This is a genomic window from Pseudomonas sp. s4, assembly GCF_046764235.1.
Taxonomy (GTDB): domain Bacteria; phylum Pseudomonadota; class Gammaproteobacteria; order Pseudomonadales; family Pseudomonadaceae; genus Aquipseudomonas; species Aquipseudomonas asiatica.
This window is the reverse complement of sequence record NZ_CP177209.1, coordinates 3,813,081-3,825,481: the sequence shown is the minus strand read 5'-3', so window position 1 is coordinate 3,825,481 and position 12,401 is coordinate 3,813,081. Positions and strand designations below refer to the sequence as shown.

Sequence of the window (12,401 nt, the reverse complement as noted above, 5' to 3'; positions counted from 1 at the left end):
GTTAGCCGCTGAGCGCTCTCGAGCTCTTAGTGAGTCAACTGTGCTCGCCCATTGATCCAGAGCCTCTGCAAGTATCCACTTCCTCTCTTCGGACCTACGTTCACCGTCCTTGCGAATAGCTAGGAAGTATGAGGATAGTCAGAATGTGAGTGTTGGTTGTGCTCGCTGATCGATTAACGCCGCGCGGAGCTTGTTCGCTCTCGCCTGGTGTTGCGTCGCCATGTGGCCCAGTGATGGTAGATTTCCGGGGTACGTAAAAGGCGTTGCCTTGGTTGTAGCGGCCACTATCACCTCTGGCGGGTGGAGAGTAGCGGCTGCAGTTGGTGCTTCAATGGTAATCGGAGGGGTGATCCAGTTACTCAGTCCACAGGCATTAAGCCTTTTGCTGAACTGAAATTGACGTAGCAGCCTTTTGGGTCGCGGCCGGTCACGACTGACCGCGATCGACCCATAGCCGCCTTTGGCGGAAGGCAGCTAACGCCCAAAAGCAGCAGCTCGACGCCCAGAAAGCAGGAGCGACTCACCTTCACCTGTTCACCTACACCTTCATAGGTGTGAAACCAGCAACCATATTATGCCGATCTACATCTGAATCACCTCAGCCCCGATAGACTGCGCTACCTAAAATTTTCCATTTCAATTCCCTATTTTGAGGTCTGGATGTTTCCGATACTGGCCCCGCACGCGAATTCCTGCGGGCACTTTTGAAGGAGACGGCCATGAGCCAGAAAAGCGATCAAGACAACCACGCCAACCAGCTGAACCCGAACAACGACTCCTACTGGGAATCGCGTGGGTACGATGAACGTCCTGAAGACTGGGAGGATCGAATCTGATCACCTGAATTGAAGGCGCCTGTGTGGCGCCTTCAATTTTCGAGGGGTTTGCCCAACAATCGGCGTGCCATTCGGTACTCTGTTTCATACACATCCATTAGCGAGATCACGAGCTCTGTCGGCCAACCAGAACGCTTTAGATCTCGAATGAGTAAGGACATCGTCTCGGCGAAGCGAAACACGCATGCCACCTGCCAGTAATCTGCTTTAGCATCGAGTGGCAGATCACCTCTCTGCTGGAGGTGGAGGCCATAACTGACCTTGATCAGATCAAGTAGCATGTGGAACGAGGGACGCCCACCTTTGAGTTGCATCCAGTTCCGCAACAAGCGAATTCGTGATTCCGGCTCCATGCCATCGTGCGCTGCCCAGAGCTTTCCGAGATAAGTGACAGGCCCAGGCCTTTTCTTGGTTAGCCCAGCAAGGGAAGCCAGTTTTTCGAGCGCGGCCTGCATGGGGTTTGACCATGACTGGCTTGATGCGCACCACGTTGGTATGACCCAGGCTGCATGGATAACATTTTGTGTTCCTTCCTCTAGTTCAATCTCCCAGTTACCTACCTGCGAATCTGCCATAAACCATGCGGCCAACCTGAGCAGTGTCGCCAGGCTATCGGCAGACATCAGCTGCGCAAATGCTCTACTCTGCACAAGCTCGTCTTCGCTCAGGTCATGCAGCAGATCAAGTATCGACTGACGACTTGCCGGACATCCGAGCTGTACGACCACCTCTGATGAGGTGTAAGCAGCGAACCGGTCACGCTTATTAGGCAATAAGCAAATCACCTGTCCGCTGAGATCCGATAGCGCGTAGAGCTTGGCCTTCCAGTAGTCCAGTACTACAGGGTTAAGGCGCGACAGCTCTAGAAAGCCAAGCCAGCTTGTGACTGTGGGAACGGTAAAGCCTTTTTCCATTTGAGCTATGGAGAGCTCTGTTGACTGCCTGGGTATAGGTATAGCTCGGATGAACCTGTGTTGCCGCTTGGTGGAAAAATCTGAAGCAGATTTCGAAAGGTACTTCAGTGCAGTTTTGCTCGTTGGGAGCCCTCCGCGTACTTCCTTGATTGCCTCCCACAGCGAGCGGAGATTGATATCCAGCAATGCAAACACCTTCTCCATTGGAATCAACAGCACGGCCTCACGGAGGTAAACCTCCTTCTCGCCAAATGCTGCCAGGTACGATGAAATTTCGTCCTGATTGAGTATCACGCTTGAAGATTTCGCATTCATTGAATCGCCTCTGGCTGCGTAGACACCTAAGTCTTGGAGATTAGGAACCATGAGTGTCCGCTTCTGGCCGGTTGCTGCCCAAGCTGACTGGCTGCAATGGGTCGAAAGCAGACATTCGCAGGACGTACCATCTTCCGCGCAAATGCCAATCAGTGAGTGGTTCCGCCCCCGCGGCCAAAGGCTCTCATTTGATAGTCAGTGGCAGCTTGGAACAGAGACTCAGCTATCAGGCGTAATCTTTCCACTTCTATTGCAGCCGCGCCGGTATCCCACACCGGTGGAAACCACGCTTGTCGGTGATGAGTCGCGAAGCAGCCCCCTATTTTCAGGCGCCAGATCGATAGCTGACGTCAATATCCAAGCCTAGCTCCCACCTACGCTGCCTTCGAAAAATCGCCCCGCCGTCCTGGTCGGCGCCCCCCTCAGCAGAATTTATCCGGCTGGTACACGGCGAATATGCCGGTATCCCAAGCCTCCTCCTGCTCGTTGCAAGCCCACAACCGGGAGAATCCACGAACTCCATCATCATAGTTGCAGATCGCACCACACACTAGCACAATGCCACCAAGCTCTTGATAGCCGAACACCCAAGAACCTAGGATAAACAGACTAAATGCCAGTGGAACTTACTACAGCCAGTGCGGTTAAAGTTATTACTCCCGCGATAGCAAGCGTCATCAAACACTGCTCAGGCTTGCTCAAAGAGAAAATAAACAAATGGTCAGCAGCAGCATGCGAAAAGAAGCTAACAAAAGCTATGACCAACATTAATACAGTGAAAACCATATGGTCCAGGGAAAAGAGTATCAATTTAAAAAGCTTTTACTACCCATCAAAAGTAATCATTGACGAGGAAGTTAAGAAGATTGATTCTGCAGCTGACCTCCCTGAGGGGCATTTGATTATAGAGGGGATAGTAGGGCAAGGGAAATCTATTTTTTTACGCCATCTCTGCAACTCGATACTTGAATCAAATTCAATACCAATATTCATTGAGTTCCGCACAATATCTTCTACCCGAACATTAAATGATTTAATATTAAGTTATCTTGACACGATCGGCATCAAAGGAAGTCAAGAAATATTTGAGCACCTAGCAAACGAAGGACTTATAACTTTGGTTCTGGACGGGTTCGATGAGCTCCACGAGGACTATACTAACGATACCTTACACGCAATTTCTAAAATAATCGCGAAAACCGAAAAGCTTAGAATTATCATTTCATCTCGCCCACAACATTCAATTCAAAATCTGATAGATTTCGAGATCTTACGACTGAGCCACTTAAGCGCTGATGATTACGATCCATTCCTGAGAAAGCTAGTTCGCAATGTAGTTAGGCGCAACGAAATCATACAGGCAATCTCTGACGCCCCTTCAAATATACAGGGCGTAATCAATACACCATTAATGCTGACTTTGGTTCTATCGGTTTATGATTCGGAGAAGGAGATCCCATCTTCTTTGCCAGAGTTTTTTGAAAAACTCTTCAATATAGTATTCACTCGTCACGATAAACTAAAAGCAGGTTTCAATAGGCAGCATTTCAGTGGGCTTCCAGAAAAAAGACTTCAAAAGTTATTTGATGTGTTTTGTTTTCTGTGTATTCAAAACTCACTTGGACGATCATTGACGGACAATGAGTTCTCCACAATGTTCGAAAAAGCTATTTCTACCACACCAGATTGCTTATGTGAGCTTGACGGATTTAAAAAAGATATCGTTTCTGTAGCTTGTCTGATGCTAGAAGATGGATTCGATTTAACGACTTTTCTTCACAAAAGCATACCAGAATATCACGCCGCATCTTTCATAAAACACAGTGGTGACGAATTCGCTAAAAAATTTTATCGCCGCGCCCATGAAAAACTAGAAACTTGGCAGTCAACTTTTGGATTTCTAGCGAATATTGACAGCTACCGATACGCCCGCGACTACATCTTGCAAGTAATTCCCCAAGAACTGAGTCTCCTGAGGCCAATTTTGTCATCCAAAGATAAAGTTGAGTTGGGAAAGTATTTACTAGGCCTATACCCAGAACTACACGCTGGAGTTGAGGGTGGCCATGTTAATGTATGGGGGTTCCTGACTCCTACTCGAGTACACGAATTCGCCCACATGCTCCACGATAATTTTATACCTCACTTTTCAGACCAAATAAGAAAATCTGATAAAAAGCTAATCAATCTAGCGATCACTAGAACCCCGCAAGATGTAGTCGAACTATCACAAACCACTAAACTAATTCGCATTGATATAGTTTCGGAGCTTTTCGAAAACGATTCTGCCTGGCAGGCATTTCACAAGTTTGAGTACACGCTGACAACGATACTTGAGAAGCATCAGACCATCATTGATTCCGAACTCGGAAAAATTAACATTCTTGAATGAGACCTAGGACGATTGGTAGAAGGCCCACACGAAAATTACTGACTTGCTGCTAGCGACACGACAGTTTCGCGGCTTGCAACTGCAAACCGGAAACCCATTGCCGGTAGTTCTGTTGCCTTTGTTGCTGATGGCCTGGACCTCCCAGCAAGGCTGGCGGGCCGGTAGTCAGTTGGAAAAGGCCGCGATCATTCGCCAGGGGAATGCCGCACCTGACGATGCGCTGCTGGCTCGCCTTTCCCTGTGAAGGTGTGCTAAGTGGTTGCGATAGTTTTGCGCTTCTTTCCAAAGGCGCTGAAGGCCTTGCAGCACGAGGCCTTTCAGCGATAGTTTCAACGCCCTGAATCCCGCCTCAGCTATGGGTCGATAGCGCTCAGTCGCAACTGTCCGTTATCGACCCATAGCGGACATCTGTAACCGGGGCCGCTTCGCGGCCCATCGCCGGCAAGCGCAGCTCCCACAGGTACAGCGCATGCCTGAAGGCTGGTAATATTCCTGTGGGAGCCGGCTTGCCGGCGATGAGGCCGGTACTGACTACAGAGCTTTGGATCAGTGTCCGCCTTGGGTCGAGAGCGGTCGCTCGTGATTGGCAGCTCTCGACCCATAGTGGCGGAACCGTTCACTGATCGATCATTACTCGGACGATTGTAATCCTGCTGAAGGGCGAACACCGATTGGAAGGTCGCCCGAGTAGACCGGCTCACTGATGAGGACTCTCTCCAGAGGCCGTACCATTAGAGGGGGCGGGTATGCGTATCCGGATGAACTCCCCTGTGGGTTATGCGCCACCTCTATGCCCGTCGCGGCTTTGAACGAAGCTCAGCATCCCTACGAAAAGCTGCTGATTTTTCCAACGGTTACAGTTGAGCGCGCAGAGCTGCCTAGCAGGGTGCTCTGCTTGTGGGGGCTAGAGCGTGTGACCGCCTTTCGCACGTTGAACCTTGATTTCCTAGTGACCAACAAGAAGTTCCTTTAATGAGCCAACAAACCAAAAGTGACGTTAAAGCTATTCGGCATGAGCTTCAGGGGGGGGAGGAAGATTTGGCGTCTAACCGTCCGAGATCTTTAAAGTACTATGTTCGGGATATGCATCGGCAGCTCGGTAGGTGGCTTTTCTACCAAGGCATCGCTGAAGATAGGCGCCGCAAAGAGCTCAGCAGGGCGCTTGGATTAATTGGGACTATCGGTGTGTTGCTCGCGATCACTCGTTCTGCTAGCAGCGACATCGAGTGGGTGAGCGAGCACACCGTCGCGTTTCGCTTGTGGGCTGTGGCGTTTTGCACGATCTTCGTCGGCGTCTCCTTGGAGCGATCAGCTGTCATCCGATCGCTATGGGGCTTTACGAGTACAAAGTTTCTGGTCTCTGCCATCCTTTCTGGGGTGGTGCTGTATTCAAGAGGAAGAGCAGCAGAATATGTGAATGGTGTCTTTCATGTGGATGCATCGGCATTTCCGATCACACTTGTGTTCACAACCGCCCTGCTCATTATCAAGCTAGTGCTCCCGTTTGTGCTATCCGCGGCTTTCCTGCTTTCCTTGGCCCATGCATTCATCAGTGCAGGTTGGATCAAAGGTCAGTTGGCAGGCCAGTCCCCTCACGACCCTCCCGTTTATTCGTTTCTCGCCGTGCTCGTTTCTTTCGTGATCTTGTATTTCGGTTGGGGCTGGTCCCACGACCAGATTGCCGACTCTCGAGTACCTGAGAAGGTTTACCTGATGGCACACGCTCTTGATTTCAGTTACTCCCATGAGTGCGACAACGTACTGCCTGACAGGCCTGTGGTTTTCCTAGGGCCGACTCAGGAAGCTGTTCTGGTCGCACCCTACAAGCTTTCCAGCTTCGACTTCGCTGATTTCTTCGAAAGTACAGTTTCCGTGCCCACAAATTTTAGTCGCATGCGATGCGAATACAAATCCCAGCCACAAGCCGATGGGCATGACTTCGAGTGGTTGCGCCCGTAGCTGGGTAATTGCACTGATTTGACCAGCTGTTTGCATTCGACTTGAACAGCCATTTGCAACGGATGTGACCAGCACACGGATCTTGACCGGAAGGTATCGACCCATAGCGGTCAGTCGCGGACGACTGATAGCGACCGATTGCAGCCACTGACGCAGCCTCCTAACAAATATACGGCCAAATGGCGGCGATCCGGTGCATACCTGGCGAATTCCGGGAATCGGATCGCCTCCTTGCCAGATCTTCGCGTGGGCCAGAAGCCTCAACTGGGCCGTATCTGAATCCGCACGGAGATAGTTGGCAAGCGCACTACACAGCGTGCCGGCTGTTTAGAAATTTCAATAAGGGGCACGCCTGGGAGCGGCTTCGGGCGAGCAAAGCAAAGGGCCGGTGGGAAGCTATGATCAATCCATCACTAATAAAGCGGCTGTGCTTCAGCCTCTTTCCGCCTAATCTAGGAACGCAAATGAAATGGAAGAGTAGGAATCTAAGAGAACTCGCCCACATTGTTTGTGGCGACTCTGACCACTTTCGGTATCGTTCAAGCAGTTACATCACTGAGTTCTTTCAAGATTGTGACTTAGATTACGCCCACGACGGTTCAACGCGCTGGGCATGGGTAGCTAGCCGACTGGAGGAGGTGCTGGCTCTTCCGCATCCCAGTCCTTCGGTTCCGCCTGATGCTTTCATCCGAATCATCCGAGCAGTTCTGGACAAGGGCGACGCGCAGGAGGGCGATCCGGACCGGAACAAAGCACTTGCCGCGCTTAATGCTGTGCTGGTGCGCGAAGGTTGGGAAGCGTTCTACGACGAGCACGGCCTTGGCCAGTTGCGCCACAATGCCACTAACACCATTGCGCAGATGGCGAATCCGCATCGCCCGCTGACTCCGGCGGAGATGGAGCGCCGAGAGCTACTCACCACATACCTCGACAAGTGCTCTGAAGATGAGCTGATCGAGGAGGTTCTGCTGCCGCTTTTCCGTCAGCTTGGGTTTCATCGCATAACGGCAGCGGGTCACAAAGACAAGGCGTTGGAGTACGGCAAGGACGTGTGGATGAAATATACCCTGCCGACGCTCCACGTCCTCTACTTTGGTATCCAAGCTAAAAAGGGCAAGCTAGATTCAGCAGGCGTCGGAAAGCCTGGTTCAGCGAAGGTCGCCGAGATTCACAATCAAGTGAACATGATGCTTGGCCACGAGATTTTCGACTCGGAACTGAATCGACGAGTCCTGGTTGACCACGCATTTATCGTCGCGGGCGGTGAAATAACAAAGCAGGCAAGAAACTGGCTAGGCAACAAGCTGGATGCCACGAAGCGCTCTCAAATCATGTTTATGGACAGGCACGACATCCTTAATCTTTTTATTGTTACGAATCTGCCGTTACCAAAAAACGCTTTGCCTCTCCCGAAAGTTACATCCCCTTTCGACGATGATATACCGTTTTGAAACCCAGCTTTTTCAGAACTGTAAACACTAGAAGCGAAGCCATTGATTTGGCTTCGCTTTTTTCGTTTGCGCGATCTATTTACGCTATTTGTTTTTACACGTAGACGACCCGAAACGAAGGTTTAGCGAAGAACTTGCACAGGTTTTCCGTCAATTATCCTATAACTCCTTTGAATTAGTCTCATCGGGTTCGACGTAAAACTCTCCACGGTTGTGATCTCAGTGATATCCGATAGATCTCCGATATTTAGCTCTAACGCTCCCCGATCATTTAGCGCCTCAGGCTCTGCGCCAAAGCATAATCTGTACTCTCTTTGCCAAGCATACTCAATCGGTTTGCGAAACAATCCTATCGGGCCGCTGTAGTTACTAAAGTCTACGTAATCGACTTGGCCGTACCCCCCTTCAAAGAAGGGGGAATTGTAGAGGTGAGGATGGGTCACAATAGCTTGTGAAAGCCTTCTAGAAAACTCTGCTTGGTTCGTAATACGAAGGACATGGGTGCCGAACTCTCGGAAACGCTCACTGAATTGCAACATTCCATTGTCGAGCCCCCAAATCTGTCCGTCATGTCCGGCTGACACAGAGCCGAGGCAATACACCATGACGGTTTCAGGACGAGGCAGCTGCAAGGTCATGATTGTCTCTGGGTTCAATACGATTTCATCGTGACCTTCCACCTGAATTACGAGCTCGCTAACAACCCCATCCTTTATGCCAGAGCTGAGCTTAAGGTACACATTCTCAAGCTCGTCCCTTCGAAGGGCAGCCCCGGCCTCACCCTCAAGTTTCGCGAAATAGTCGACGCTGTTCATATAAAGCAGACCACGCTGCAGAGCATGTAGCCGATCTAGATTAGCTACCTTGAATAGCATCCAACACTGCTTGTTCGGCAGGCGATCACGAATCGCTTGCATCTGCACTTCACCAGATATCATCTCACCCCCTAACCTCTACAGATCGTTGTCGAACCAACAAGATGGAACTTACTGCTTGATGCTTGCTGCGTCCAGCTCTGCAATCCCTGATTGCACGACTCCGATAATGTCGTAAAATGAATCGCCTCTGGTTTCCTAGACACTCTCCAAGCTCAGAAAATAGCGTTTCTCATACTCTACTGGCGACAGCTGCATAGCACTGCTGTGTCGACGTTTTGGGTTATAGAACATCTCGATGTAATCGAAAATATCACTTCGGGCTTCGTCACGCGTTGCGTAGATCTTTCGTCGGATTCGCTCCCGCTTCAAAAGCTGGAAAAAGGTCTCGGCTACGGCGTTGTCATGGCAGTTTCCTCGCCGACTCATGCTGCTAATCACGTTGTTTGCCTTCAAGAAGCTTTGCCAATCTGAGCTACTGAATTGACTTCCCTGATCTGAATGAATCATCACTTGCTGCTGTGGCTTGCGGCGCCAAGCCTGACACTCTTGTCCTCTCTGCTAATCAATTGCATGATAAGTCCCACGTTCTAGCACGTCGGTATGTATGATTCAGTTAAAACCGTTTAGTTTCGATAACGTGCGCTTATCACACCTAATAGAGTGCAGCGCATGGTGAGGCGGTAGGCGTATCCCACAAAGGACCTTCCACCTGCGTGTCGGCCCTCTAGAAGCTGTCGTTGAGTTCGCAATCCAGAGCCTTGGTCACTGATCCATTGTGCGCAACGGATCACCCGCAACCGTGGAAGCGACACGCTAGCTTTTGGCTTGGCGGCTTGACCTTGATCGTCTTATTTGCACACCTCCTTTACGCTTAAATCATCTGCACCAACGGTCTTGGCTTCTGACAGCGTCCAGGTGCGGCAAAAGGGCGCTTTCTCGCCGGCGCGGCGGATTTTCCAAATAAAGCAGGCGGACGCAGAGCTCGATCTAGCGCTGTCTCTCGCCTTGCCGGAATCCAATGAAATTGACCGGCCCACGTTGAAAATTTAGGTAGAGTGCTCTCAGATGTATTAAAGTAACTCATCAATTTCATCTGGTATCGAGGAAGTATCTATGTCCCGTCTGGCAGAATTCCGTCAGCTTGAACAGAAATTGGCCGCACAGCTGGCCGAGCTGGAAGCATTGAAAGGCTCTTCTGAGCTCCAGAAAGAAATCGAATTCGAGACTAAGCTGCGCGACCTGCTCGCCACGTACGGCTACAGCCTGCGCGATGTCATCAACATCTTGGATCCCCAGACCAGCCGCCGTTCTACAGCCCCAGCTGGTGATGAGAGAGCTCCGCGCCGTGCCCGCCAGGTTAAGCAGTACAAGAACCCGCACAACGGCGAGATCATCGAAACAAAAGGCGGCAATCACAAGCTGCTTAAGGAATGGAAAGCCGAATACGGGGCCGATGAAGTCGAAAGCTGGGTCGCTCGATGAGCTCTTCTACAACTCAGTGATGCATTACCAGAAGCCGTCCGATGGGGCGGCTTTTTTGTAGAAAAGCTACGTAAACGGCATGAAATCTTCGTATAAGCAGCGTCATCAAGCTGCATAGATTTGACGATCTACCAATTCCTCCGCGTCTTTCTCTTCGGGGATGCTCGACGCAACGACTATTTGCCGCACGAGTTCTGTATATCCTAGTTATCAAGACCTAGGCATTCCTGTGATGACTTATCTCGACAGCGCTAGACCAATCAGATGTGGCACTGCTTTCTCAGCGGGGCCTATCAGCATGATCTCGTTCGGCCCACTCATGGATACATCTGTGGTATTAACGTGTATGACCACTGCACCAGACGCTAATGCTACATCTGGTAAGTCCGCAGCAGGCCTGACCACGCCGGAAGTCCCGATAGAAAGCAAGGCGTCACACTGTCGTGCTGCTCGGCTGGCGGTTTTCCATGCGCCTGGCGGTAGATCTTCCCCAAACCACACCATACCTGGGCGCAAGCGACCATTACATCGACGGCAGCGTGGCGGTTCTATCAATGCGCCCTCCGTTGGGGGGATCGGAAAAACCAGCGGTTCCGCGACATATCGATGACAGGCAAAACACTTGGGGTGCATCAGGCTGCCATGGAGATGAAGCACATCCTAATTCCCCGCACGCTCGTGCAGATCATCAACGTTCTGAGTAACCACCGTGACACTCCGAGCACTGCCAGATAAACGATGGATCGCACGATGTGCCGCATTGGGCTGAGCTTGCATAACCTAGTGGCGCCGCCATAGATACCAGCCCCAAACCAGCGCTGGATTTTCGCGGAATGCCTGAGCAGTTTCTAAACGCTGGGGGTCTTGGTGCTCCCTCAGTCCGGTAAGTCTGTCGCGGAAAGTCGGAATGCCGCTTCCGGCAGAAGTGCCAGCGCCGGTAAACACCATGATATGTTGCCCAGACCGCAGTGCCTCAGCGGCTTTTGTTAGGGGATCCATGGGTATTCATCATCCTAACGCGGGGTAGGGAAGGCTGCAGGAGAGCGGTCGGGTGTGTCATCGCAATTGTCTGTATCAAGTGAGCAGCCAACACGAGCGCCTTGTGCTGAAAAAACAGAGCTAATGCTCACACAGTCCAAGCCTCATTCTGGATAGGCTTCGCTGGCCACCGTCGGTGCGCGCTCCAGCATCAAAAGTGCGCGTATAGCTGCGGTTCTTCAGCAGATTTAGGAGGACGGACCGCGCTGATGGTCCGCGCTCTTAGGTTTCGCGCCGAGTACAACGCATGGGACCGTTTCCGCAGGCGCAAATCGAGATCCCCTAATTTGTAGGTGGCCACTGTGGTCTCGTAGATCACCGCGCTCTGCGAGGATTCAAGGCCACGGTGAATCACAATTTTACGAAGTTCTTCCAGGCTCCAGTGCGGACGTCCGGAGATAGATGGAGGGCATAGCATTTGGACCTGCGCGATCTCGACGCCCGTTGCCTGCGAGAGGAAAACGTTGAGCTCGTAGGCATCTTCAACGACAGCGGCTCGCTCACTCTCACCGTTGAAAAGCGACCGCAAGGTCACCCAAAAGCACATCCCCTCAATTTCACAATAAGAACCGGTACGGACAGTACGGGTGTGAGATTCCGACAAATAGATCAAAACGGGCTCCACTGAGCGCTGCGTACCCCTAGGCGACCAGTCACCAGGGCGGGAAACCTCACATTATCCCACAATGAACACTATAGATTGTAGCCCTATCGTGTTCGATGGCGCTTCATCATTCCTTTTCTGAGGAGTGGTGATGGAAATCCGTGAATCCCTGGGTGAAGCACTGCGGCGCATGCGCATTCTTCATGACTTGACCCAGGAAGATTTCTCAGTAGTCAGTAGCCGAACCTACGTGAGCTCCCTCGAGCGAGGACTCAAGTCGCCGACTATTCAAAAAATTGAAGAGCTAGCCGGCCGCATTGGTATCCACCCACTCAGCCTCATCGTGTCTGCGTACCTTATCCAAGACCCCGATGTGGGATTAGACGGGCTGATTAAACAGGTGAGAGAGGAGGCTCTCAAGCCGTGAAGATCGATCCAATACCATAAATGAGCTCTATAGTGTTCATGACTTTCTGAATCGACTAAGATCGCGCTGCTCACTGAAAACAAGCTTCGGGGAGCAGCGTAGTCA

General features: G+C 51.2%; 9 protein-coding genes and 2 pseudogenes. 6 read left to right on the top strand and 5 right to left on the bottom strand.

Annotation, left to right across the window (positions count from 1 at the left end; translation table 11 throughout):
* Positions 1-868 precede the first annotated feature (868 nt).
* A complete protein-coding gene (locus tag ACK56M_RS17795; protein ID WP_411958830.1) occupies positions 869-2,065 on the bottom strand; it encodes a hypothetical protein in 1,197 nt (398 codons plus the stop codon).
* Positions 2,066-2,678: 613 nt separating this feature from the next.
* On the opposite strand from ACK56M_RS17795, the gene ACK56M_RS17790 reads away from it, so the two are divergent.
* The 4 genes from ACK56M_RS17790 (at position 2,679) to ACK56M_RS17775 (ending at position 7,867) form a co-directional block, all read left to right on the top strand.
* Entirely contained in the window at positions 2,679-4,457 is a 1,779-nt protein-coding gene (locus ACK56M_RS17790; protein WP_411958829.1) for an NACHT domain-containing protein, read from the top strand.
* Positions 4,458-4,554: 97 nt separating this feature from the next.
* Positions 4,555-4,701 carry a hypothetical protein gene (locus ACK56M_RS17785; RefSeq protein WP_411958828.1) on the top strand — a complete coding sequence of 49 codons (147 nt, stop codon included), beginning with the start codon at positions 4,555-4,557 and terminating at the stop codon, positions 4,699-4,701.
* Positions 4,702-5,429: 728 nt separating this feature from the next.
* Positions 5,430-6,416, top strand: a complete 987-nt coding sequence (locus tag ACK56M_RS17780) for a hypothetical protein (protein ID WP_411958827.1) — start codon at positions 5,430-5,432, stop codon at positions 6,414-6,416.
* 464 nt (positions 6,417-6,880) lie between these two features.
* Positions 6,881-7,867 (top strand): hypothetical protein, encoded by a 987-nt coding sequence (locus tag ACK56M_RS17775; protein WP_411958826.1) that lies wholly within the window; start codon positions 6,881-6,883, stop codon positions 7,865-7,867.
* Positions 7,868-7,989: 122 nt separating this feature from the next.
* On the opposite strand, the gene ACK56M_RS17770 is transcribed toward ACK56M_RS17775, so the two are convergent.
* Both ACK56M_RS17770 and ACK56M_RS17765 read right to left on the bottom strand, forming a co-directional pair.
* Positions 7,990-8,784: a hypothetical protein gene (locus ACK56M_RS17770; protein ID WP_411958825.1), complete on the bottom strand. Its 795-nt coding sequence runs from the start codon at positions 8,782-8,784 to the stop codon at positions 7,990-7,992.
* Between the two features lie 156 nt (positions 8,785-8,940).
* A pseudogene (locus ACK56M_RS17765) lies at positions 8,941-9,279 on the bottom strand (IS3 family transposase); the annotation flags it as partial.
* A gap of 579 nt (positions 9,280-9,858) precedes the next feature.
* Here ACK56M_RS17765 and ACK56M_RS17760 point away from each other — a divergent pair.
* Positions 9,859-10,227 carry a histone-like nucleoid-structuring protein, MvaT/MvaU family gene (locus tag ACK56M_RS17760; protein WP_411958824.1) on the top strand — a complete coding sequence of 123 codons (369 nt, stop codon included), beginning with the start codon at positions 9,859-9,861 and terminating at the stop codon, positions 10,225-10,227.
* A 237-nt stretch (positions 10,228-10,464) separates the two neighbouring features.
* On the opposite strand, the pseudogene ACK56M_RS17755 reads toward ACK56M_RS17760, so the two are convergent.
* Both ACK56M_RS17755 and ACK56M_RS17750 read right to left on the bottom strand, forming a co-directional pair.
* Positions 10,465-11,226 (bottom strand): annotated as a pseudogene (locus ACK56M_RS17755) (SIR2 family NAD-dependent protein deacylase).
* Between the two features lie 190 nt (positions 11,227-11,416).
* Positions 11,417-11,878, bottom strand: coding sequence for a hypothetical protein (locus ACK56M_RS17750; protein ID WP_411958823.1), 462 nt, complete (start codon positions 11,876-11,878; stop codon positions 11,417-11,419).
* Positions 11,879-12,020: 142 nt separating this feature from the next.
* On the opposite strand from ACK56M_RS17750, the gene ACK56M_RS17745 reads away from it, so the two are divergent.
* Positions 12,021-12,296: a helix-turn-helix domain-containing protein gene (locus tag ACK56M_RS17745; RefSeq protein WP_411958822.1), complete on the top strand. Its 276-nt coding sequence runs from the start codon at positions 12,021-12,023 to the stop codon at positions 12,294-12,296.
* The last annotated feature ends 105 nt before the right edge of the window (positions 12,297-12,401 follow it).